Origin of the sequence: Acinetobacter sp. WCHA29, assembly GCF_002165335.1 — a bacterium.
Classification (GTDB): Bacteria; Pseudomonadota; Gammaproteobacteria; order Pseudomonadales; family Moraxellaceae; genus Acinetobacter.
In genome coordinates, this window is the sequence record NZ_NHRQ01000014.1 from 37,071 (window position 1) to 61,131 (window position 24,061).

At 38.6% G+C, this 24,061-nt stretch carries 22 protein-coding genes and 2 pseudogenes; 15 read left to right on the forward strand and 9 right to left on the reverse strand.

Annotation, left to right across the window (positions count from 1 at the left end; genetic code table 11):
• The coding region (locus CDG59_RS10295; protein WP_087545211.1) for a cold-shock protein at positions 1-187 on the forward strand (187 nt) is incomplete at its 5' end.
• A gap of 396 nt (positions 188-583) precedes the next feature.
• Complete coding sequence (locus CDG59_RS10300; protein WP_004661818.1) at positions 584-802, forward strand: cold-shock protein; 219 nt, start codon at positions 584-586, stop codon at positions 800-802.
• 368 nt (positions 803-1,170) lie between these two features.
• Here the strand turns inward: CDG59_RS10300 and CDG59_RS10305 are convergent, their stop codons facing one another.
• The 3 genes from CDG59_RS10305 to yiaA form a co-directional block, all read right to left on the reverse strand.
• Positions 1,171-2,355 carry an IS4 family transposase gene (locus CDG59_RS10305; protein ID WP_087545236.1) on the reverse strand — a complete coding sequence of 395 codons (1,185 nt, stop codon included), beginning with the start codon at positions 2,353-2,355 and terminating at the stop codon, positions 1,171-1,173.
• A gap of 111 nt (positions 2,356-2,466) precedes the next feature.
• A complete protein-coding gene (locus tag CDG59_RS10310) occupies positions 2,467-2,898 on the reverse strand; it encodes a hypothetical protein (protein ID WP_005159589.1) in 432 nt (143 codons plus the stop codon).
• A 234-nt stretch (positions 2,899-3,132) separates the two neighbouring features.
• The gene (gene yiaA / locus CDG59_RS10315) at positions 3,133-3,600 is read right to left on the reverse strand and encodes an inner membrane protein YiaA (RefSeq protein ID WP_005159592.1); all 468 of its coding nucleotides are present in this window, start codon (positions 3,598-3,600) and stop codon (positions 3,133-3,135) included.
• Between the two features lie 248 nt (positions 3,601-3,848).
• Here yiaA and prfA point away from each other — a divergent pair, with 248 nt between their 5' ends.
• Together prfA and prmC are read left to right on the forward strand one after the other, a co-directional pair.
• Positions 3,849-4,937 (forward strand): peptide chain release factor 1, encoded by a 1,089-nt coding sequence (gene prfA, locus CDG59_RS10320; protein ID WP_005159595.1) that lies wholly within the window; start codon positions 3,849-3,851, stop codon positions 4,935-4,937.
• Positions 4,937-5,755, forward strand: coding sequence for a peptide chain release factor N(5)-glutamine methyltransferase (gene prmC / locus CDG59_RS10325; protein ID WP_087545213.1), 819 nt, complete (start codon positions 4,937-4,939; stop codon positions 5,753-5,755). Before prfA ends, prmC begins: the two co-directional genes overlap by 1 nt.
• Here prmC and CDG59_RS10330 read toward each other — a convergent pair.
• Positions 5,752-6,849, reverse strand: a complete 1,098-nt coding sequence (locus CDG59_RS10330; RefSeq protein WP_087545214.1) for an AraC family transcriptional regulator — start codon at positions 6,847-6,849, stop codon at positions 5,752-5,754. The two genes, prmC and CDG59_RS10330, sit on opposite strands and share 4 nt — an antisense overlap.
• Before the next feature lie 92 nt (positions 6,850-6,941).
• Here CDG59_RS10330 and CDG59_RS10335 point away from each other — a divergent pair, with 92 nt between their 5' ends.
• Both CDG59_RS10335 and CDG59_RS15660 read left to right on the forward strand, forming a co-directional pair.
• Positions 6,942-7,712, forward strand: a complete 771-nt coding sequence (locus CDG59_RS10335; protein ID WP_087545215.1) for an SDR family NAD(P)-dependent oxidoreductase — start codon at positions 6,942-6,944, stop codon at positions 7,710-7,712.
• A gap of 170 nt (positions 7,713-7,882) precedes the next feature.
• Complete coding sequence (locus tag CDG59_RS15660; protein WP_264754468.1) at positions 7,883-8,014, forward strand: hypothetical protein; 132 nt, start codon at positions 7,883-7,885, stop codon at positions 8,012-8,014.
• On the opposite strand, the pseudogene CDG59_RS10340 reads toward CDG59_RS15660, so the two are convergent.
• Positions 7,976-8,182, reverse strand: a pseudogene (locus CDG59_RS10340) (IS3 family transposase); the annotation flags it as partial. The gene CDG59_RS15660 and the pseudogene CDG59_RS10340 overlap by 39 nt on opposite strands.
• A 107-nt stretch (positions 8,183-8,289) precedes the next feature.
• Between CDG59_RS10340 and CDG59_RS10345 the strand changes: the two are divergent.
• The 3 genes from CDG59_RS10345 to CDG59_RS10355 are packed head-to-tail and all read left to right on the forward strand — an operon-like array spanning position 8,290 to position 12,384.
• The gene (locus CDG59_RS10345) at positions 8,290-9,048 is read left to right on the forward strand and encodes a LamB/YcsF family protein (RefSeq protein WP_087545217.1); all 759 of its coding nucleotides are present in this window, start codon (positions 8,290-8,292) and stop codon (positions 9,046-9,048) included.
• Positions 9,049-9,080: 32 nt separating this feature from the next.
• The gene (locus CDG59_RS10350) at positions 9,081-10,664 is read left to right on the forward strand and encodes an urea amidolyase family protein (RefSeq protein WP_087545219.1); all 1,584 of its coding nucleotides are present in this window, start codon (positions 9,081-9,083) and stop codon (positions 10,662-10,664) included.
• Positions 10,657-12,384 carry an acetyl/propionyl/methylcrotonyl-CoA carboxylase subunit alpha gene (locus tag CDG59_RS10355; RefSeq protein ID WP_087545238.1) on the forward strand — a complete coding sequence of 576 codons (1,728 nt, stop codon included), beginning with the start codon at positions 10,657-10,659 and terminating at the stop codon, positions 12,382-12,384. The genes CDG59_RS10350 and CDG59_RS10355 overlap by 8 nt, the downstream gene beginning before the upstream one ends.
• A 73-nt stretch (positions 12,385-12,457) precedes the next feature.
• Here the strand turns inward: CDG59_RS10355 and CDG59_RS10360 are convergent, their stop codons facing one another.
• Both CDG59_RS10360 and crp read right to left on the reverse strand, forming a co-directional pair.
• Positions 12,458-13,234 carry a M48 family metallopeptidase gene (locus tag CDG59_RS10360; protein ID WP_087545220.1) on the reverse strand — a complete coding sequence of 259 codons (777 nt, stop codon included), beginning with the start codon at positions 13,232-13,234 and terminating at the stop codon, positions 12,458-12,460.
• Between the two features lie 213 nt (positions 13,235-13,447).
• Positions 13,448-14,155 carry a cAMP-activated global transcriptional regulator CRP gene (gene crp / locus CDG59_RS10365; RefSeq protein WP_004662603.1) on the reverse strand — a complete coding sequence of 236 codons (708 nt, stop codon included), beginning with the start codon at positions 14,153-14,155 and terminating at the stop codon, positions 13,448-13,450.
• A 147-nt stretch (positions 14,156-14,302) separates the two neighbouring features.
• Between crp and CDG59_RS10370 the strand changes: the two genes are divergently transcribed.
• Positions 14,303-14,725, forward strand: a complete 423-nt coding sequence (locus CDG59_RS10370; protein WP_087545222.1) for an OsmC family protein — start codon at positions 14,303-14,305, stop codon at positions 14,723-14,725.
• A gap of 68 nt (positions 14,726-14,793) precedes the next feature.
• On the opposite strand, the pseudogene CDG59_RS10375 reads toward CDG59_RS10370, so the two are convergent.
• Positions 14,794-15,177: pseudogene (locus CDG59_RS10375) on the reverse strand (M23 family metallopeptidase); the annotation flags it as partial.
• Between the two features lie 365 nt (positions 15,178-15,542).
• On the opposite strand from CDG59_RS10375, the gene clpB reads away from it, so the two are divergent.
• Positions 15,543-18,122, forward strand: a complete 2,580-nt coding sequence (gene clpB, locus CDG59_RS10380) for an ATP-dependent chaperone ClpB (protein WP_087545223.1) — start codon at positions 15,543-15,545, stop codon at positions 18,120-18,122.
• Between the two features lie 167 nt (positions 18,123-18,289).
• Positions 18,290-18,709 carry a hypothetical protein gene (locus CDG59_RS10385; RefSeq protein WP_087545225.1) on the forward strand — a complete coding sequence of 140 codons (420 nt, stop codon included), beginning with the start codon at positions 18,290-18,292 and terminating at the stop codon, positions 18,707-18,709.
• A gap of 16 nt (positions 18,710-18,725) precedes the next feature.
• Here the strand turns inward: CDG59_RS10385 and rlmKL are convergent, their stop codons facing one another.
• Positions 18,726-20,930, reverse strand: a complete 2,205-nt coding sequence (gene rlmKL / locus CDG59_RS10390; protein WP_087545226.1) for a bifunctional 23S rRNA (guanine(2069)-N(7))-methyltransferase RlmK/23S rRNA (guanine(2445)-N(2))-methyltransferase RlmL — start codon at positions 20,928-20,930, stop codon at positions 18,726-18,728.
• Between the two features lie 337 nt (positions 20,931-21,267).
• On the opposite strand from rlmKL, the gene CDG59_RS10395 reads away from it, so the two are divergent.
• The 3 genes from CDG59_RS10395 (at position 21,268) to CDG59_RS10405 (ending at position 24,008) form a co-directional block, all read left to right on the forward strand.
• Positions 21,268-21,627, forward strand: coding sequence for a hypothetical protein (locus CDG59_RS10395; RefSeq protein ID WP_005159614.1), 360 nt, complete (start codon positions 21,268-21,270; stop codon positions 21,625-21,627).
• A gap of 119 nt (positions 21,628-21,746) precedes the next feature.
• Positions 21,747-22,763 (forward strand): aspartate carbamoyltransferase catalytic subunit, encoded by a 1,017-nt coding sequence (locus CDG59_RS10400; protein ID WP_087537349.1) that lies wholly within the window; start codon positions 21,747-21,749, stop codon positions 22,761-22,763.
• Positions 22,764-22,775: 12 nt separating this feature from the next.
• Positions 22,776-24,008, forward strand: coding sequence for a dihydroorotase (locus CDG59_RS10405; protein WP_087537348.1), 1,233 nt, complete (start codon positions 22,776-22,778; stop codon positions 24,006-24,008).
• The last annotated feature ends 53 nt before the right edge of the window (positions 24,009-24,061 follow it).

A 24,061-nucleotide genomic window follows, 5' to 3' on the forward strand; every position in this document is an offset into this window, starting at 1 on the left:
TGTTAAGTGGTTTAACGAAACTAAAGGTTTTGGTTTCATTCAAGCTGATTCTGGTCAAGATGTTTTTGCTCACTTCAGCGAAATCCAAAGCAAAGGTTTTAAAGTATTACAAGAAGGCCAACGCGTTTCTTTCGTACTTGGTCAAGGTAAGAAAGGACCACAAGCAACGCTCATCACTGTTATCTAATTTTTAGACCAGTAAAAAAAGCCCACATATGTGGGCTTTTTTGATGTTTTTTATGTGCGAGAAAAGCATCAAAATAATTTTTAAATATAATTATTTGATTGAGATAAATGAAATTTTACAATTTTTGAAATGTTAAAAGCGATTGTTTTTTAATAGGATTTTTTAGTAATACAACTATTCGCCCCCAATTTTTCATCTACAGTTAGATAATGTTTGTGCCGAAAAAGTAAAGTGGTGTATATTAAATAATAACTAGAAGAATAACACTGTTGATTCAGAAAATCTTTCATCTCGTAGTTTAGATAAACCTTTCGTGTTATCAGATTTAATCTCAGAGTTTATGATTCCAAGTTACTTGCTGCTAAGCATTCCAAATATTTCTAATAGGTTAAATATATGTCTAACACTGTGACTGGTACAGTTAAATGGTTCAATGAAACTAAAGGTTTTGGCTTTATTCATGCGGATTCTGGGCAAGATGTATTTGCTCATTTTAGTGAAATCCAAAGTAACGGTTTTAAGGTTTTACATGAAGGACAACGTGTTTCATTCACTATTGCTGATGGTAAAAAAGGACCTCAAGCAACTGGTATTACAGTAATTGCTCAAAATTAAACATCTGAATTAAAAAAGCTCACAATAGTGAGCTTTTTTAATTTTCGGATAGTATCTATAAATTTTAATCATCATTATTTCTTGTAATGTACTTATTTTTGTCACAATTTAACCTATTGGTTAAAAAATTGCTCTAGCATATTATTAGACTTTTTGCTAATTTTAACTGGTGGATTATTTAGGCAAATTAACAATTGCCGTACATTAAATGAGCGCAAAGTTATGGAAAACTTAGAGCAATTGACTCAAGGGCTTGAGCAAGAAGTTCATGTACATTGTAAACGATCTATAGGTACGTTGTTGTTTAGTTTCCTAGTTTTGATCGCAACGAGCTTCTAGTGAAAAAAGCACCTTAGGGGACTGCTGTCTCACAAATATAACAAAAAGAACCTCAACTGAGGTTCTTCTTGTTTATTACACTTTTTGTCAGGTAAAAACAAAGCCTTCAATGGTTTCCTTTCAAATAAATTCACCTGAATAATTCTTAATAATCTTTGAACACTCCATCCTTCTTGTGCCATATGTTTCGCAAAACTCACCAGTAAATACGCGATTAGTGCAATCCATATTTGTGTTTGTATCGCATTGCGGCTACGGCCTGGAAACGATTTCAATTTTAGGTTTTGCTTGATCGCTTTAAAAAATAGTTCTACTTTCCACAGATCTTTATAAATTGCAGCAATGGTAGATGTAGCTAAATGAAAGTTATTACTTAAAAACTTAAACGTTCTTTTCTTTTTTTCATCATAAAACTTTAAACGTCTTAATCGCTTAGGTGCACCACGCTTTTTAGCATGATCACTACTCAACTCAATATATTCATCCGCAAGAATCCCCTTACTAGCGAACACATCTTGTTTTGATTTCACCTCATAAACTGTCTTTGATCTCAACCGAGTAACAAAGCTGAAATTTTGGTTGGTCATTTCTGCAAACCATTGATAATCAACATACCCTTTATCAAATACAACGATACTTCCAGGCGGGAATTTAAGTGTTCTGCCTTGAACCATGTCATTTTCAATACCATCACCAAGCGCAACAAACTCAGGAATAGTGTTGCTATGATTTAATCCAACTGTAAGTTTTATGCTTGCTTTGGACTCATGTACTTTTGCCCATTCACACAATGACAGTGAAAGATCAATATGACTCGCATCAATTGAATAGAGTTGATTTTTAAATCGAAATTTATGAGCAATCTTGGAATTTTCACGATGTTGAAGTAGTTGGATAAACAATTGTTGATACAAGCGAGCGGGTTGTTCTTGATTGATTCTTGCTAACGTACTTCGTGCAATTCTTTGGGTACCAAGGTGATAAAGCTTTTCCTGTTGTGATTCGAGATTAGATTCAATATTAGATTCAATATCCCTCAAGCTTTGACGGCATGATGGTTGGGACATTAATATTGCAATAAATTGATCCCATCGTGTTGCTGATCTTAATTTTTGTCCTTGATGGTATTGTTTTGCAAGACGTTCAAAATCTTGTCTCAAAATGGGCTTGAGTAATTGATGACATACCGTATTCTGATGTGAAAAAACCTGAATCCTTGTAGTTGAAGTGTTTGTTCGCACTTATATTTTAACTACTTTGGACTCAGGTTTTTTTATTTAAGTCTAACTATGGGATAGCAGTACCTAAGGTGCTTTTTAGAATGATTAATGATGACGATGTTTTTTCTTTTTCCAATGACGTTTGTTATCTTGGCGATTGTCATAATCACGATCTTGACCAACTTGACGACCTAATGCTGCACCGCCCGCTGCACCAGCTGCCGCTCCGATATATCCACCTGTGGTTCCACCTACATTTTTACCTACAGTGTAGCCACCAACACCACCTAGACCACCGCCAATCGCAGCTTCAGTACGAGTACGTTTGCTACTTGCAGCCGCCGCACCGCCAGCACCACCGACAGCAGAGCCAATCATCGCACCATTATTACCACCAATTTCTTTACCAATTGCTGTACCAACAACACTACCTAAAGCAGAAGTTGCTGCAACACGTGTGGCATTATCAGCATACACGCTGGTTGCTAGAGTTGAGCTTGCTAAAATTGCGCTCAATAACAAAATATTCGCTTTCATTTTGACTCCATGTTCCCAGTAATGGGACATCTTTTTAATGACTGCAAATGTAACAAAGTTTGAGAAAGAAAATATGGAGATGCCGACAGAAATTATTACTACTTAGTAAGGAGAATGTAGTATTTTGTTAATAACAATCCTGAATAAGGTGAAATAAATATTTGTAATCAATCAAATACTGATTTAATTCACAAAAAGAGGCTTAAACGACAAGCACTCTTTAATGGCTTGTAATTAATCTAATGGAACTTTCTTACTCGACTCTTCTTCTAATTTGTGTTGATGAGAATTTATTTCTTGTTGATGACGTAAATGATCGAGATCACGAATGTTCTTTTGGGTCGCTGTGACGCCAAACAAACTGAGTAAGAAAGACATAATGTAGTACCCTTTTTCACTTAAAGTGAGCGTAGCGTTAGTTAAACTAAATAGTAATAATCCAATGCAAATACCAACTGATGCCCAACAAAGCGCAACATAAATCATAGTTACAGGTATTTCTTCTAATTGATCCCGTAATGTTTTTTGTAGTGAGATCGTGGAGAACAGTCCATATAATAGAATGATCAAATAATAGCCTTTTTCATGCAGAGGCATTTCTGCATTCCACAATCCAATCATAAAACCAACAACACCAATAAGAACCGCAAGCCAGCTTGCGGCTGTGAAGGCGAGTGTAGGGCGGTTTATTAAATTACTCATCGTTTATCCTATTGTTTTATTATTCTAATTTATCTTTGATTATTTATATCGAAGCTCAGGGAAGAGAACAACCTATACATACTAAAAAACGCAGAATTTGTGATGAAATAATAGGGGATTGGTAAGTTACCTAGTTTCTCTATGTCTTTTAAGCCTTAGAATCTGTAAACTATGCGCAATTTTTTGATTTTGCTCGTGCTTCATTATTTTGATCGGCACTGAGTCTTTAGTTTTGAGATATTCCGCCCATGAAAGCATCACTCCGTTTAAGACTGGATCAGCTTTGTGATCGTCACGAAGAGCTGACTGCATTGCTCGCTGATGTAGAAGTAATTTCGGACAATAAACGTTTTCGTAAATTGTCTCGCGAACATAATGATTTAACAGAAATCACTGAGGTTTGGAGCAAATATCGTCAAGCTGAAGAAGATATTGAAACGGCTGAAATAATGAAATCAGATCCCGATTTCAAAGATATGGCTGAAGAAGAAATTAAAGAAAATAAAGCGCTTCTCGTTAATCTCGAAGAACAATTAAATGTTCTAATGATTCCGAAAGATCCAAATGATGCCAATGCAGCCTATCTTGAGGTGCGTGCGGGTACAGGTGGTGATGAAGCTGCGATCTTCTCGGGTGATTTATTCCGTATGTATAGCAAATACGCTGAAACACAAAGTTGGCGTATTGAAGTACTTTCTGAAAATGAAGGTGAGCATGGCGGTTATAAAGAAATCATTTGCCGTATTGACGGCGAAGGCGTCTATGGTCGTTTGAAATTTGAGAGTGGTGCACACCGTGTTCAACGTGTACCTGCGACTGAATCTCAAGGTCGTGTACACACTTCTGCGTGTACTGTTGCGATTCTGCCGGAAGTGGATGTGGATACCACAGTTGAAATCAATCCCGCCGATCTGCGCATTGATACCTATCGTGCATCAGGTGCAGGTGGTCAGCATATTAACAAAACCGATTCTGCGGTGCGTATTACCCATATTCCATCGGGTGTGGTAGTGGAATGTCAGGAAGAGCGTTCGCAACATAAGAATAAAGCCAAAGCGATGGCATTGTTAGTCTCACGTTTAGAAAATGCTAAACGTGCAGCCGCTGATGCAGCAACTTCAGAAATGCGCCGTGACCTCGTCGGTTCAGGTGATCGTTCTGAACGTATTCGTACCTATAACTACCCTCAAGGTCGTATGACTGATCACCGTATTAACCTGACTTTATATAAGTTAGATGCAATTATGGAAGGTGATTTAACGGAATTGCTGGATAGCTTACATCGTGAATATCAGGCGGATCAGTTGGCGATGCTTGCACAGGAAAATGGCGGCTAATGAATATTGCTCAAGCCTTAGAAATCAAAGGTGAAATTGATAGCTATGAACGTCAAGAGGCGGCATGGCTACTTGAACACCTACTAGGTATCAATGCTTTAGAACTCAAATTAAGACTTGAGCAAGAGTTGACTGAAATACAGGAACAGGCTTTTTTAGATGGGCTTGCACGTATCGAACAGGGTGAGCCTTTGGCTTATGTCACAGGTTCACAACCTTTTTGGACGTTGGATTTAAAAGTCACCCATGACACTCTAGTGCCACGCCCAGATACCGAAATTTTGGTTGAAACGGTGCTCAAACTGCCACTCGATCAACATGCGAATATTGTTGACCTAGGCACAGGAACAGGCGCAATTGCTTTGGCGCTCGCAAGTGAGCGTCCGCAATGGCAAGTCACTGCAACTGATATATACGCACCAACTTTAGATGTGGCGCAGGACAATGCAGTTCGACACGGGCTGATGCAAGTGAAGTTCGCTTGTGGGGCTTGGTTCGAGGCTTTAGAGCAGCAACAGTTTGATTTGATTGTCTCCAATCCGCCGTATATTGATCCTGAAGATGTACATATGCAAAAGCTCAAGTCTGAACCTGAGCGTGCTTTGATTGCTGATAAGAAGGGTATGGCGGATATTGAAACCATTATTACCCAAGGCAAAGATTGGCTTAAACCCAATGGTTGGATTGTGCTTGAGCATGGCTATGATCAAGGCCAAGCGGTACGAGATATTTTTGAACAACAAGGTTTTAAGCAGATTCAGACTATCAAGGATTATGGTGGCAATGACCGTATCAGTCTAGGACAAAAAACTATTTAAGCTTCTATTTTACTAAATAGTGTTTTCGCACGATACGCACCGGGACTAACGCCTGTCCATTTTTTAAAAGCGCGATGAAATGCACTTGGATCATGAAAACTTAGATCATCACTAATACTTTGGATAGAGTCATTAGTTTTGCTGAGTCGTTCAATTGCAATATCACAGCGAATATCATTTTTAAGCTGCTGATAACTCACACCTTCTTGTTTTAAACGGCGTTGAATGGTTGCCGTTGACATATTTAGTTGTTGGGCAATTTCTTTGAGTTCATCCCACTCTGAGGGTGGTTGTAAAAGCAGTTGACGACGGATTTGCAAGCTTAAAGAATTTTCATTTTTAAAGCGAACAATTAGGTTGTAAGGCGTTTGTCTGAGAAAGTCATTTAAAGCCTGTTTGTCTTTTTTGATTTTGTGTTTGAGGTAGTTTGCATCAAATTCAATGAGATTTTGATCAGCATTAAATTGAATATCTTCGCAAAAACGAACACGATAATCCTGTATTTCGACAGGTTGATGACATTTAAAGGTCATTTTCTGAAAAGGGATGCGCTGGTCACTTAGCCAACACATTAAACTATGGACTAACATCAAATAGGTCGAATAAGTAAACATGCGTTTAGGATGTTCACGGTCATGCAAAATTAAGTATGCTTTTGCACCTTGTTGAATCAATTCACCGTGAATGTCATCCAACACTAAACTCAGAAACTTTAAGATTTCTTGAATAGCTTGTTCTAATGTTTCTGCACTGAATGCTAATTTTGCTAATAAGCTATAGCTCCCTCTGCGCATAGGGTGGCAATCCATCCCTAGAAACTCATCATTCATATGCTCTGCTAGCTCAATCCACAATCGTGCACATTGCATCACTTGAACACGGGCTTTGGTTGAACTGAGCAGTTCGACTGAAACGCCTGCTTGATTAGCGATATGAAGAATATCTAAACCTCGACTTGCGGCAACACTCAATGCTTCACGAATTAAAGCAATTGAAATTGTATCCTTAGCAGAATTAAGATCGAGATCGGTGCTTTTGCTCATATAGAAATAAAATATAGGAGAGTAAATAGGTTGAATGCTCAAAAGTCGCATCACTTTTGCTACTTTTAGGAATTGTATCGGAAAAAACTTGGCTTTACTCTCGCTTATAAAAATTTATATCTTTAATTTACGAGGAAATTTAGATGAAAATTCAAGGAAAACATTTTGTTATTACTGGTGGTGGCTCTGGTTTAGGTGCTGCAACAGCAGAGGTTCTCGTTAAGCAAGGTGCGACGGTTACCTTAGTCGATATGAACACTGAAGCGGGTGAACAACAGGCACAAGCATTAGGTGCACAAGCTGAATTTGTAAAATTAGATGTAACTGATGAACAAGCTGCAGAGCAACTCTTTAAAGATGTTGTTGCAAAATATGGCGCGGTATATGGACTAGTCAACTGTGCAGGGATTGGACCCTCAGCAAAAGTTGTGGGCAAAGAATCTGTACATGATTTAGCTATGTTTTCAAAAACCTTACATATCAACGTAACGGGTACATTTAACATGTTGCGTTTCGCAGCAGATGCAATGAGTAAAAATATTGTTGCTGAAGGCGATGAAGATCGTGGGGTGATTGTAAATACAGCTTCAGTTGCTGCTTTTGATGGGCAAATTGGACAAGCGGCTTATTCTGCATCAAAAGGTGCTGTAGTTGCGATGACGCTTCCGATTGCGCGCGAGTTAGCACGTCATCAAATTCGTGTTTTAACCATTGCACCAGGGATTATGGAAACTCCAATGCTGAAAGGCTTACCTCAAAATGTACAAGATGCCTTAGGGCAAATGGTGCCTTATCCATCACGTTTGGGACGTCCTGAAGAATTTGGTCGTTTGGTTGCACATATTGCTGAAAATTCATATTTAAATGGTGAAGTGATCCGCTTAGATGGCGGTATTCGTATGGCTGCGAAATAAATTTATTTAAATCATTTATAGATTTATTTATAAAACAGTTGTGAATGAAAATTTACAACTGTTTTTGTTTTGATATGGTTTATTCATAAACTAGCTTTGAGTTTTAGTCATTTCTGCTGGTTTTTGTACAATTTTGCAAATCATTCATTCACTCAATAAGGGGTGTATAGATGAAATATCCAATTTTGATCTGTTCTGTATCTAGCTTGTTTTTAAATGGTTGTGTTGGAAATATGAATCCAACAGGCGGCAACTCAAATCCTCATTCTTCCAACTGTACGTTCACTTATGCAGTAACTTAAATCATGCATGTCATGCGTCAATGAAGGTGCCCCTAAGCGAGCATGGTGCTGCCAATAAATAGCTTTTAAATCAGTATATTTCTGATGGACATACATCTGTCGCTTTCGCCAAGCATAGTATCCCGAAGTGCTAACACTTAGACATTTACAGGCACAAGAAACCGTAACCTTAGTCACAGCTATAAGCTGTTAAAGTCGATAAAATATGTGATTTTGTAATCACTTCGAATATATTACTTAATTATCGGATCATAAAATCAGCATTAGGTTTATATATGCATATTGATTTAAACAGCGACTTAGGCGAAAGCTATGGTGCTTGGAAAATGGGAAATGATGAGCAGATTCTTGCGATTGTGAGTAGTGCCAATATTGCATGCGGTTTTCATGCAGGCGATCCTGTCAATATGTTAAATACCTTAAAACAAGCGGCTGCTCAAAATGTTAGTGTGGGAGCGCATGTTTCGTATCCAGATCGGGTTGGTTTTGGTCGCCGTAATATGGATGTATCTTATGATGAATTATACGCAGACGTGCTTTATCAAATCTCAGCGCTGCAAGGGTTGGCTCAAGTCGCTGGAACAAAAGTGACTTACGTCAAACCACATGGTGCTTTATATAACACTATTGCCACCAATTTAACTCAAGCTCAAGCAGTGATTGATGCAATACAGCATTCAGATAAAAAATTAGTGTTAGTTGCATTGGCGGGTTCGCCTTTAATTAATTTTGCTCGTAAGCAGGGAGTTGGCGTTATTTCTGAAGCGTTTGCTGATCGTGCTTATCATCGTAATGGTGAACTAGTTTCACGCCGTTTAGAAGGTGCTGTTTTACATGATGCAGAAGTCGTAGCTCAACGTGTACTGAGCATGATTCAGAACGGAGGTATTGAATCGATTGAAGGGGATTTCACTACAATTCAGGCAGATACCATTTGTTTGCATGGTGATACCTTTGGGGCGGTACAAATGGCAGAAACGATTCGCCAAGTATTGTTAGAAAATCAAATTGAAGTTCGTGCTTTTAGTCTTTGAATGAGTTTTAAACATTTTAAAAGAGCTGTTTTATGCGATTTCTATCCGTTAATTTAGATTGTTTTTTGATTGAGCTTGAAAGTTTAGAAGAAACAATGGCGGTTCATTACTGCTTAAAACAAGCACAGCATCCTCATATAAAAGAACTTATTCCTGCGGCACGTAGCATACTGATTTATTTTGATTCGTTATTGGTCGAGATGCATACACTCATTCGATGGATTTCAAGCCAAAGAATCAGTCAGGATACTTTGCGTCAAGGGAAGGAAATCGTTATCGGTGTGCGCTATAACGGTATTGATTTAAATAATGTTGCTGAATATTTAGGAATAAGTACTGAACAAGTCATTCAGAAACATACCAACTCTTATTGGCAAGTTGCATTTATTGGCTTTGCTCCCGGCTTTGCTTATCTAACCAATCCTGAGCAAGTATTTAGGAGTATTCCACGCTTAGCATCACCACGTAAAAAAGTTAGTGCAGGGGCAGTAGGTTTAGCAGGCGAATATAGCGGTATTTATCCTCAAGATAGTCCGGGAGGATGGCAGTTGATTGGACAGACTGATGAGATATTGTGGGATATTCATCGACAACAGCCTGCTTTATTACTGCCGAGTGATCATGTCATCTTTAAGGATGATAGTCATAATCCAACCCAAATTTGTGTGCCTGCTCAGAGATTTTCTCAAAGAAAATCGATTAAAAAACCTGCTGTGTTAAGCGTTAAAAATGTTGGCTTACAAGTATTGATCCAAGATGAAGGACGTAAAAATTTAGCTGAGCTAGGCGTGGGGCGGGCAGGTGCTATGGATCAAAAGGCATTTCGTCAGGCAAACTTAATTGTTGGCAATCCACAGAATGCAGCCGTCATGGAAGTTTTAAATGGTGGATTGCGATTACAGGTTTTAGAAGCAACAGTTATTGCTGTGACAGGTGCGGAAACGGAAGTATGGATTACTTATATTGGCGCGGATAAAGTTAAAGTGGCTTTGTATCAGCCGATTGCTTTAGATTATGGTGATGAAATTTATATTTCAGCACCGAGTGCAGGGATTCGTAATTATATTGCGCTACGAGGCGGTATCGCTGTTGAGCAAGTACTAGAAAGTGCTAGTTATGATTCTTTGGCTGAATTGGGTACAAAACCAATTCAAGTGGGTGATGAGATTCATTTTGCCCAATTAAAAACGCAGCCTGTCAGCTTAAATCTAATACCGATTAAATTACCTAAACGAGATGAGATTATTGAAATAGATCTCGTGTTAGGGCCGCGTACAGATTGGTTTGCCGAAGAAAGCCTTGATTTATTGTTTAAACAAACTTGGTTAGTGAGCACAGAGAGTAATCGAATTGGATTGAGATTAGTGGGTGATCAGCCTTTAACGCGACAATTCGAGCAAGAATTACCGAGCGAAGGTTGTTGTACAGGTGCTTTGCAAATTCCTCCAAATGGTCAGCCTGTATTATTTATGAATGATCATCCTATTACAGGGGGTTATCCTGTGATTGCGGCGGTCGCATCCTATCATTTGGACTTAATTGCACAGATTCCAGCTGGTTGCCATATTCAATTTCGTAAAATTTATGATTTCATGGATGTCAAAAAAGATGCATAAAAAACATAAGCTGCTGATTGCGAATCGCGGAGAAATTGCTGTACGCATTATTCACGCATGTAAAGATATGGATATTACATCAGTGGCGATTTATGCAGATGATGATATTGCCAGTTTGCATGTTCAACTTGCAGATGAAGCTTGGGCATTATCAGGACAAACAGCACAGCACACTTACTTAGATATCAATAAAATTATTGATATTGCGTATAAAGCCCAAGTGACCATGATTCATCCTGGTTATGGTTTTTTATCAGAACGTGCCGAATTTGCCCAAGCTGTGATGGATGCGGGGCTGATTTGGATTGGACCATCTCCTGAAACTATCCATAAACTTGGTGACAAAATACAAGCGCGTAAAATTGCACAGTCGGTAAATGCACCTTTGGTTCATGGTACTGAACAACCACTTCAATCAGCTCAAGAAGCCGTATATTTTGCGAAACAGTATGGTCTGCCGATTGCGATAAAAGCTGCGTATGGTGGTGGTGGACGTGGTTTAAAAGTTGCTTGGCAATTGAATGAAGTTGCCGATTTATATGAATCGGCTGTGCGAGAAGCATTCGCTGCTTTTGGTCGAGGAGAATGTTTTGTTGAACAATATTTAAATAAGCCTCGGCATTTGGAAGCACAAATTATTGCTGATCAACAGGGACATATTGTCGTTGTAGGAACGAGAGATTGTTCTTTACAACGCCGTAATCAAAAGCTAGTCGAGGAAGCACCTGCACCATTTATTAATGAGCATATTGAAGCTCAGTTAGTGCAATCTGCTATTGCAATTTGCCGCGCTGCAGATTACGTCGGGGCAGGTACCGTCGAGTATTTACTTAGTCAAAATGGTCAACTTTCGTTCTTAGAGGTTAATACACGCCTACAAGTTGAGCACACAGTTACTGAGCAAACTACGGGCTTAGACTTAGTTGTAGAACAAATTCGAATTGCTTTAGGTCAACCACTTTCGATTCAAGAAATGCCAAAACCAATAGGACATGCAATTGAATTCCGAATTAATGCGGAAGATCCAGCACGTGGTTTTATCCCAGCATTTGGACAGCTTACTCGTTTTCACCCACCATCAGGAATTGGTATTCGTCTTGATACGGGGGTGATGACTGGAAGTGTTGTTTCAAGTCATTTTGATTCTTTAATTGCGAAATTAATTGTGACTGGTGCAACTCGCGAGATTGCAATTCAACGGGCTAAAAGAGCGCTTGCCCATTTTGAAATAGAGGGCATTGCTTCAGTATTGCCATTCCATCGTGCAATCCTGTCAGATGCTGACTTTATTGATGAATTTAAAGTACATACACGTTGGATTGAACAAGATAGTCGCCATGATTATCCTCACTATTCACGTAGTAAACTGAGCAATCAAGTTGAATTACAACGTTATCCAATTGAAATAGATGGAAAGTTGCATCAGATTGGCTTACCAAATGGATTTTTTAGTTTAGTTGGGACACAACCACCAAATCAGAAACCAAATGTTTCTGATCAGAACCAAAGTAGTAATAGTGTCTTAGCACCGATGAGTGGTGTAATCACCGTGTGGAAAGTTCAAGAAAATGATCATGTAAACCAAGGTGAGACAATTGCAATTATGGAAGCAATGAAAATGGAGGTCCCTGTGATTGCTCCACAAACGGGGAAAATTCAAAAGCTGATAGAGATTAATCAGACTGTTGAAACGGATTCAAAAATTGCTGAGATAAATTAGAGTTTGTGTATATAAGACAGCTAAAGGATATGCCATTAAACCTCTAAAATGAGATCTAATGGCTTTGGCTAAATTAACGACGTTTATTATAAACTGCCAGAGCAGCAGGTAAATTTTTACGCATATCACCAATACGTTGACTATTTGATGGGTGAGTTGATAAGAATGATGCACCACCAGCACCATCTAGACGATCCATTTTTTCCCAAAGACTAATTGCTGCATTTGGATTATATCCCGCTTTAGCCATCAGCATTAACCCACCAAAATCAGCGCGACTTTCTAAACTACGAGAATAGGGTAAACCAATACCAATTTGACTACCTAAAGCAATTGCCGCATTACCTGCTTCACCAATATTCGCACCCGCATAAGTCGTACCAATCCCAATCGCTAAGTTTGTAAGTGCTTGTGCACCAATTTTACTTTTGGCATGTTCTTCTAAGGCATGGGTCATTTCGTGTCCCATAATTGCTGCGATTTCATCATTGGTCAAATTCAGCTTGTTCACAATACCCGTATAGAAAACGACCTTCCCACCTGGCGCAACATAGGCATTTACAGTATCTGATTTTAGTACTGCTAACTGCCAATCAAAACGCTGACCGGTTTGGTTCATTTGGTCAGCATACGGTTTTAAGCGCAAAAATACTGAATTAATACGTTGATAAGTATTTGAGCTCATATCCAATTGATTCTTGGCACGAGCTTCCTGTGTCATCTTTGCAAAGCTTTGAGCGGACTGAGCATTTAATGTGGCACTGTCAGCACCTGCCATATCTGCAAATGATGCACAACCTGAAATCGTTATTACAGTCATTGCACAAAGGCTTAAAGCCAATTTTTTCATACTTATTTGCTCCAAATCAGTATCTTATAAATATACCCATGATTAACAAGAATTATAAAAAAAGTTTGCAAGGCTTTATATTCTGATTATCTCTATAATCATAGTAATTATGTAAGCAGAATTGATGAAAAGCTAAATAGCTTAGCTTCATCTGGATAAAATTAAAGCCAGTGGTTTGCACTGGCTTTGAAATTAGCTTAAAGCTAGAGGGGATTAATCCTCATCATCAAATTCATCTTCAGAAAATGCGTTATCATCTAAAGAAGTATCAAAAATTAAAATTGCTTTACCATCAGTTTGAATCATGCCTTGATCTTCAAGTGTTTTTAAAACACGACCAACCATTTCACGTGAACACCCCACAATACGACCAATTTCTTGACGTGTAATACGAATCTGACGACCATTCGGTAGAATCATTGCCTCAGGCTGCGCAGATAAGTCAATTAAACAACGAGCAATACGACCAGATACATCGATAAATGCTAAGTCAGTGACTTTACGCGTTGTATTCTTCAGACGGCGAACAAGCTGAGCAAATACAGCATAGCTCAGGTCAGGGTATTGTTTGCTGAGTTCGTGGAAATTTTCATATGAGATTTCTGCAATTTCGCAAACATCTCGAGTACGTACTTCTGCGGTACGTTGAGGGTTATTTTCAAACAGCCCCATTTCACCAAAGAAATCACCTGGATTGAGATATGCAACAACAATCTCACGCTCATCATCTTCACGTAATATGATTGACACTGAACCTTTTAATATTAAATACAGTGATTTTGATTCCGTTCCAGCGTCAACAATCGTGGTGCGTTTAGGGTATCTATTAATATGAGCACGTTTTAGCAATGCTTTAACTGACTCAGGTAATTGACCTGGAGACAACGCATCAGTGCTAAGATGTGAAAAATTTGAAGTCATGCTTAAAATTTCCGAATTTGGATAAAACCGATCGCACAGGCCCCATGGAGCCTTTTCTACACAGAAGAGATGAAATTCCTTATCAACTCATTTTATGTTAGTGTACAAGAACTGAAGTAAATTTATAACGTTTTTCGGGTAGTTGCAATGCAAACAAGTGTACATTGGTTAGAGAATGTTGCTTTTGAAGCGAAATCAGAAAGTTGTCACAGTGTAGTGATGGATGGTTCTGCTGAGTATGGTGGTGAAAACCGTGGGCCACGTCCTATGGAGTTGATTTTAATGGGACTTGGTGGGTGTGCTTCGTTTGATATTGTGACTATTTTAAAGAAATCACGCCAAGATGTGACCGATGTTGTATGCCAGTTAAAAGCGGAGAGAGCTGATTCTATTCCTGCGGTGTTTACAAAAATTCACTTACATTTCGTAGTAACAGGTAAAGCGGTTAAAGCAAAGCAAGTTGAAAAAGCAGTTGAACTTTCAGCAGAAAAATATTGTTCTGCGAGCAAAATGTTGTCTGATGGTGGTGTAGAAATCACACATGACTTTGAAATTGTAGAAGCTGATTAAGACTTAATTATTAAGTTTAACTAAAAAGTGATCTATTTGTTTAGATCACTTTTTTATCGACATAGTTTTTATTTTAGTAATAATTGTGGGTCTATCCGTGCATCATTTAAACTCATTCCCCAGTGCAGGTGTGGACCAGTGACTCGACCTGTATTTCCCACTAAACCTAAAAGTTCACCTTGAGTAATATGTTGTCCCTTTGAAACATCAATTTTACTGAGATAGCAGAACATACTGATTAAACCTTGAACGTGATCAATCAAAACAGTCTTAGCATTGAAAAAATAATCACCAGTTTGAACGATAATGCCATCTGCTGGCGCTACAACTTTTTGGCGAATTGGTGCTGGAATGTCTAGACCTGAATGTGGGGCGCGTTCTTCATTATTAAAGAAACGTTTGCGTCCAAATGAGTTACTAAATTTGCCTGCTGTTGTTGGAATAAAACTTGGAAATTTAGTCCCCTGCATGTCGTGAATTCTGTGGTAATTGAGCGATAGCCATCTGAATAAGGAAAAGGCAAATACTAGCTATTACAATTCTTCTTAAATGCATAACGATCATTTTTAAATGAAGTAAAGACTTAAGGTAAAAGTTTCACCCTAAAATAACAATATGGATATTGTTTAAATCAGAATAGATAGAAAATTATACAAAATATACTTGAAATAGATTGTTTATATACCCATATTATTGCTGAGTTTTATAAAGTTTAATTTAAACAAAATATTGAAAAATATATAAATTTTATTTGAAATTTTAAAAAGTGTTCCCATCTTAGTGATAAGTTAAAAATTTGTTGTGAGGAATAACAAGAATGCGCTTTGAAAAATTTACGAACCGTCTACAGCAAGCTCTTTCAGATGCACAATCATTGGCAATGGGTAAAGATCATACTTCTATTGCGGGTATTCATATTTTATCGACTTTACTAGAAGAGCCTGCCAATTTAAGTTTGTTGCAGCAATCAGGTGCACGCTTGCCAGAGTTAAAACAAAAGTTAGAACAAGCAATAAGAAATGCACCGACTTTATCAAATCCAACTGGAGATATTAATCTTAATCCTGAAGCGGTAAAGATCTTAAATTTAGCTGATCGTTATGCGCAAAAAGCAGGTGATGAATTCTTATCAACAGATTGGGTGTTATTAAGTTTAGCGGAAACGGGTGAAACCAAAACGATATTAAACAGCGTTGGGGTAACACCAGATAGTTTACGCAAAGTAATTGAAAATATTCGAGGAAATGACAAAGTCATGAGCAATAATCATGAAGATCAACGCGATTCATTGAATAAATATACCATTGATTTAACAGAACGTGCTTTGGCTGGTAAGCTTGATCCAGTTATTGGTCGTGATGATGAAATACGTCGCACGATACAGGTTTTATCACGCCGAACTAAAAATAACCCAGTCTTGATTGGTGAACCTGGCGTGGGTAAAACTGCGATTGTTGAAGGTCTAGCGCAACGAATTATTAATGGAGAAGTTCCTGAAAGTCTAAAAAGTAAACGGGTATTGTCTTTGGATCTAGGTTCGTTGCTTGCAGGTGCTAAATATCGCGGTGAGTTCGAGGAACGTTTGAAAGCCGTTCTGAATGATCTTGCAAATCAAGAAGGTGAAGTCATTCTATTTATTGATGAATTACACACGCTTGTAGGTGCAGGAAAAGGCGATGGTGCAATGGATGCAGGTAATATGCTTAAACCTGCTTTAGCACGTGGTGAGTTGCGTTGTGTTGGAGCAACAACTTTAGATGAATATCGTCAATATATTGAGAAAGATGCTGCCCTAGAGCGTCGTTTCCAAAAAGTACTCGTTGATGAACCAAGTGTGGAAGATACCATTGCGATTTTACGTGGTCTAAAAGAAAAATATGCAACGCATCATGGCGTACAAATTTTAGACTCAGCAATTATTGCAGCTGCAAAAATGTCGCATCGTTATATCACGGATCGTCAATTGCCTGATAAAGCCATTGATTTAATTGATGAAGCTGCTTCACGTATCAAAATGGAGATCGATTCTAAACCCGAAGCTTTAGATAAACTTGATCGCCGTTTAATCCAATTGAAAATGCAATTAGAAGCAGTGAAGAAAGATGCAGATGCTGGCAGTAAAGCTGAAGTGAATCATCTTGAACAGCAAATTGCTGAAAAGCAAAAAGAATATAATGATCTAGAGGAAATTTGGAAAGCCGAGAAGACACTCGTTGAAGGTGATAAGAAAGCTCAGGTTGAATTGGATCAAGCACGTGTTGCTTTAGAAAAAGCAAAACGTGAAGGTGATTTGGCTGAAGCAGCACGCTTACAATATGGCGTGATTCCTGAGTTGCAAAAACGCTTGGAACAAGCGGAAGTCGCAGAGGAAAATGAAGAACCGAAGCTAATTCGTACCAAAGTGACTGAAAATGAAATTGCTGAAGTAGTGAGTGCGGCAACAGGCATTCCTGTGGCGAAAATGCTACAAGGTGAACGTGAAAAACTACTGAATATGGAAGACTTTTTACATAATCGTGTAGTCGGGCAACATGAAGCTGTGGTTGCAGTTTCCAATGCAGTCCGCCGTTCACGTGCAGGTTTATCTGATCCGAATCGTCCGAGTGGATCATTCTTATTCCTTGGACCGACAGGTGTGGGTAAAACTGAGTTAACTAAAGCATTAGCAAATTTCTTGTTTGATAGTGATGATGCAATGATTCGTATCGACATGTCTGAATTTATGGAAAAGCATTCTGTCAGCCGTTTAGTGGGTGCTCCTCCGGGATATGTGGGTTATGAAGAAGGCGGGGTTTTAACAGAAGCTGTTCGTCGTAAGCCATATAGTGTGGTGTTATTTGACGAAGTGGAAAAAGCGCATCCAGATGTATTCAATATCCTGTTACAGGTATTGGATGATGGTCGCTTAACTGACTCTCAAGGTCGTGTTATCGATTTTAAAAATACGGTCATTGTGATGACATCTAATTTAGGCTCACAAGATGTACGTGAATTAGGTGAAGGTGCAACTGATGAGGAAGTTCGAACAGTGGTCATGAGCGCTGTAACTCAGCATTTCCGTCCAGAGTTCATTAACCGTATTGATGAATTAGTCATTTTCCATTCGTTGAAAAAAGCTCAAATTCGTGGTATCGCGGATATTCAATTGGATCGTTTACGTTCACGTCTGAGCGAACGAGATATGGCTTTAACTGTCGATGATAGTGCATTTGATCTATTGATTGATGCTGGTTTTGATCCAATCTATGGTGCACGACCACTAAAACGTGCAATACAGCAACAAGTTGAAAATAACTTGGCTCAGAAAATTTTATCTGGTGAATTCCAGCCCGGAGATAATATTCTGATTAAAGGCGATAGTGGGCAGCTTGTGTTTGATAAAATGAAACTTAGCTAAATCTAATTTGAATGATTGGCTAAAAAGATGGTGATGAAAATCACCATCTTTTTTTATATCAGTGCAATTTATCTGATTTCTTAAGGAATATTACCAATGACATTGCGATTTTATGAAAAGCTTGGTAGTTTCGGAATAAATAAGAAAAAAATTCAGGATGAATTAAAATGGAGAATAAGCAACATTATTGCACTTATATTGGTGTAATTATGTTCATAACAGCATTTCCAATAGTAGGTTGGGCTGTGCAACCGATGACAGAGGGAACTTTAGCCTTACAAACAGGTATGTTGACCAAGGCGCTGCCTAATATTATCGAAAAAGCTCAACGAGATGCGATGAAGCCAGAGGAAGAACGTTGGCGTTCTCAACGCATATTGAGTGACCGTAATTTGCGTGAAATAAGGATCAGTATGCTTGCTGAAGGTGCTTTATCACCTTATGAAGAACAAAAGAAAACGTCTGTAATGGATGTGCGGGAAAAGAAGAAAGCAAGTATGAAGCCCCATGATGAGGCTCCAGATAACTTCATGATTTATGAGTTTGATTCTCCTAATGTAAAAAGAACCAAATTCACATTTAAATAATGAGAAAAATCATTCCTTAAATTTGATTATGTTGGATTTTCCAAGCACGATGAATTTTTTGATTACGTTTAAAGTCTAAGCCTATCGTTTCAGAAGTAATTTCTTCGACATGATAGATTGCTTCGATTTCTTCATCTAACTCAAACCCACGATAGTTATTTGAGAAGTACAAAGTACCATCACTGGTTAAACGATTCATTGCACGTTTAAGCAGGGAAACATGATCACGCTGTACATCAAATGTACCATAAAACTTTTTTGAGTTAGAGAAAGTTGGAGGATCAATGAAGATGAGATCATATTGTTCATGACCTTCTTTTAACCATTCAAAGCAATCACTCGAAAAGAACATATGTTGTTCATCAGCATGATCCACCGTTAAACCATTCAATACAAAATTTTCTTTTGACCAATTCAAATAAGTATTTGATAGGTCGACACTCGTAGTACTTGCTGCACCGCCAAGTGCTGCATGTAAGCTAGCAGTTGAGGTATAGCTATAAAGATTAAGAAAGTGTTTGCCACGTGCTTCTTTGGCAATTCTTAGACGAATTTGACGATGATCTAAGAATAAACCAGTATCTAAATAGTCTGTTAAATTGACGAGAATTTTAGCTTTGCCTTCCTGCACAATAAAACGTTTAGACGCAGTGCTTTGTTTCTCATATTGATTGGTTCCCGTTTGCTTTGCACGGGTTTTGATAAAAATTGCGTCACGATTTAAGCCAGTCACTGCACGAATGGCAGCTAAACCCAAATTAAAACGTTTTTTGGCTTTTTCAGGATCAATTGTTTTGGGTGGTGCGTATTCCTGAACATGCAAACGATCTCCATATAAATCGACGGCAATGTTAAAATCAGGTAGATCGGCATCATACAAACGTAAGCAAAAAATATTTTCTTTCACAGCCCATTTTTTTAAGGCTTGCATATTTTTTTGCAAACGATTGGTAAAGTCTTCTGCACCTTCAATTTTTTCAAATTGCTGAGGTTGCCATGTTGCCAAAAAAGGTTGGGTGACGGTTGCTGGCTTGATGGTACCAAAACGCACGTAGATTGGTAATTTACCATTCATCAAACGTAAAGTTTGAGGTTCGGTGATAGCCAGTACATCTGCTTGTTCAATTTGTGCTGCAATCACGGCAACAGGCTGATTTGGAAAATTCTTCTGTAATAATCCTGATAAACCTAAATAGAATGATCGACTAGAGGCCTTATCACCTAAACGTTCCCCATAAGGAGGGTTGGTGACAACAAAGGCTTTTTTACCTTCAGCATGGAAATCATCCCAATCTGCTAAAGTCCGTTCTTCAATTTGAATTTGGTCGAGTATTTTTTCAAAACCTGCTGCAATGATGTTTTGGCGAGTGGCTTTAACCGCTTCCCAATCCGCATCGTAGGCATAAAACTTGGGTAGAGGTTGCTCTAAAGCCTTTGCATGACGTTCTGCTGCTTCTGCTTTCAGTGATAACCACAATTCACGATCATGCCCATGCCAACCATTAAAACCAAAACGTCTGATTAAACCTGGTGCACGATCCGTTAAAATCATGAGGGCTTCAATAATGAATGTGCCTGAACCACACATTGGGTCAAGAATTAGATCAGGTTGTAGTTGTTGTAATTGTGCTTTTTGTAAGATTGCTGCTGCAAGGTTTTCTTTGATCGGTGCATCCGTCATAAAACGGCGATAGCCACGCTTATGCAGAGAATCACCTGATAAATCTAGGCAGTAAGTATGCTCAGTTTTGCCAGCCAATACATAAAGTGTAATTTCGGGTTGTTTAATATCAATACTTGGGCGTTTGCCAACCGCCTCCATAAATGAATCAACAACACCATCTTTAACTCGTAGTGTAGCAAACTGTGTATTGACTTTAATTTCGCGTTCTACATGTAGGCGAACAGCAAAGGTACTTTGTGGTGCAAAAACAAGAGACCAATCAAAGCTAATCGCACCCTCGTAGAGTTCTTCTGCAACATCACGCGCGTCATGTGTGAATTCAAGTTCATGGGTATGTATTGGTAACAACACACGAGAGGCTAAACGAGACCACATACAAACGCGATAGGCATTCTCAAGTGTGCCTTTAAATATTAAACGCCCAGCAAAACGTTGGATATTTTGAATGCCTAAATTCTCAAGTTCTTGTTGTAATAAGGTTTCAAGCCCGTCAGCACAGGTCACCCAATAGTCTGTTAGACGTGGTTTAGCGTTCATTCAAATTTCCAAAAACATTTTTAGCAATCGACTATTTTAACTGATTTTGGAAGAGAAATACGGTTTTTCTTTTGATGTTTAGCCTTATTATGTTCCATAGATTAATTCTAATTTGTGGTCTAAGGCATATTGTGAAACTCTTTGGATTAGTAATACGGTATTACTTATTTAGATTGAATCACGTCTTTGCTTTAAATTTTCAGCATATGTTTTTTACTTATCAGATAAGTTCACCATGTCATAAAATAATTTTTATTTGTTTTGAATGGTTGGTACATATTTTGCTTTCTAAAGCTGGATTATCAAGAAATACTTCTCCCAACGATGTGAGGACTTTATGAAAGCAAATACGAACCATGAACTTGTACTAAATGCCGAAGCTTTTTCTGTTGCAACTCAAATGTATGTGCGTTTAAGACGAGTCTGTAGTCGTGTGATTGATGTGATGTATTTGGTGCATGACCAAGCTTATGCTAGATATATTATGCAAATTGCACTGGAAACGCGCGATGCCGAATTAGCGCATTATGTTGAGCGTTTAAGTCATTTGCTTGATTTATATCCTGAGTCTGAATCAACATTATTTGTAGCAGAACCAAAGCAAACAAATGATGAAGAACTTTACTTTGCCGAAGTCACTGAAGAGGAAATCTATCGGGCACAAGTATCGCATCACTATATTGGTGCTCTCCGCTAGCCGAATCTGTTGCAACTCTCTCATTTAATGCAACATAATGGTGAAAAGTTGTTCTGCGAAAGTAGAGAAATTGGGCTACACTATGCAAGTTTTGGTGATTCGACCTATAGGAATCTTTTATGCATATTGCAGCCCTGCATCAACCAAGTCAGGTTCAATTGAATCAACAAGGAAATTTAAAGCACTTCTTAACCATTGAGGGTCTTTCTAAAGAAAGCCTAACCAAGATTTTAGATACCGCACAAAGTTTTTTAGACGATAATAATAATTTGATTAACCGTCCGTTATTAGAAGGGCTGACGGTGATGAATCTTTTTTTTGAAAACTCTACTCGAACTCGCACTACATTTGAGGCAGCTGCAAAACGTTTGTCTGCAAATGTTCTGAATATTGATATTGCACGTTCAAGTACCTCTAAAGGTGAAACCTTACGTGATACGCTTTGGAATTTGGAAGCGATGGCTGCGGATATTTTCGTAGTTCGTCATTCATCTTCTGGGGCAGCACATTTTATTGCTAAAGATGTTTGTCCTAAAGTGGCAATTATCAATGCAGGTGATGGTCGTCATGCGCACCCAACGCAAGCGATGTTAGATATGCTGACCATTCGCCGTGAAACCAAGAAGCCATTTGAAGACTTAACTGTTGCGATTATTGGTGATATTAAACATTCGCGTGTAGCACGTTCCAATGTGGCTGCTTTACAAACACTAGGTTGCAACGATATTCGCGTGATTGCACCAAATACGCTGTTACCAGTTGGTTTTAATGAATATGGCGAAAATGTACGCCTGTTTAATAAAATGGATGCAGGCGTGACAGACTGTGATGTGATTATTGCCCTGCGTATCCAGAACGAGCGGATTGATTCACCTGCATTATCTTCACAATCTGAATTTTACAAAATGTATGGACTTAATAAAGAACGCTTGTCGCTCGCTAAACCTGATTGCATCGTTATGCATCCTGGTCCAATGAACCGTGGTGTTGAAATTGATTCAAGTATTGCGGATGGAGATCAATCGGTTATTTTGAAACAAGTAACCAACGGTATTGCAGTACGAATGGCGGTACTGGCACTTGCGATGCAAGGGCAGTTACAAGAACAAGGTTTAATTGAAGCGATTGCACTTTAAAGGATAGATCACATGAGTATTGTAAAAATTGAAAATGTCCGTGTGCTCGATCCAATTCAAAAAACTGATCAAGTTCAAACGGTTTATATTAAGAATGGTAAATTCGTTGATAGCGCAGATCAAATTGATGAAACGATTAACGGTCAAGGTAAATGGTTAATGCCAACCATGGTTGACTTGTGCGCACGCTTACGTGAGCCAGGGCAACAACAACATGGGACATTAAAGTCAGAAGGTAAAGCTGCGCGTGCAAATGGTATTTTACATGTCATTACTCCACCAGACTCAAAACCTATCGTACAAGATAATGGCGCACTTATTCATGGTCTGATTGAAAAGGCACAATTAGATGGTGGTATTTATCTACATATTATTGGTGCACAAACTCAAGGTTTGAATGGGAAGCAGCCGGCTAATATGGCAGGTTTAAAGAAAGGTGGTTGTACTGCTGTTTCTAATGCCAATGCAGCATTTGAAAATGATGATGTTGTGATTCGTACTCTTGAGTATGCTGCTGGTTTGGATTTGACCGTTGTCTTCTATGCCGAAGAGCCACAGCTTGCAAAAGATGGTTGCGCGCACGAAGGTTTTATCGCTTCTCGTCAAGGCTTACCAATGATTCCAGCGATCGCGGAAACAGTTGCAATTGCTAAATACCTTTTGATGATTGAAGCAACAGGCGTGAAAGCACATTTTGGTTTATTGTCTTGTGGTGCGTCAGTTGATTTGATTCGCGCAGCTAAAGCCAAAGGTTTGCCAGTCACTGCGGATGTTGCGATGCACCAACTACATTTGACTGAACAACTCACTGATGGTTTTAACTCACTTGCGCATGTTCGCCCACCATTACGTTCTGAACAAGACAAGGCGTTATTGCGTCAGGGTGTGAAAGAGGGTGTGATAGATGCAATTTGTACTCATCATGAACCATTAAGCAGTTCAGCAAAAATGGCGCCTTTTGCAGAAACACAACCAGGAATAACGGCTTTTGATACTTATGTAGCTTTGGGTGTACAACTGATTCAAGAAAGTCTGTTTGAACCATTAGAGTGGGTTGAAAAAGTGACTTCAATTCCAGCGCAGGTTGCAAATATGACTGAACGTTGGCAGCAAGAAGCAGGTTGGGTGTTGGTTGATCCAGAACTAGAGTGGGTAGTATCAAAAGAGACAATTTTATCTCAAGGTAAAAATACACCTTTGCTAGGCCAGACCTTGAAGGGTAAAGCGGTACAGACATTCATCTAAACTTTGTTTCTGAGCAGAATAGGTTTTGTGACTTATTCTGCTTAACTTTTTAG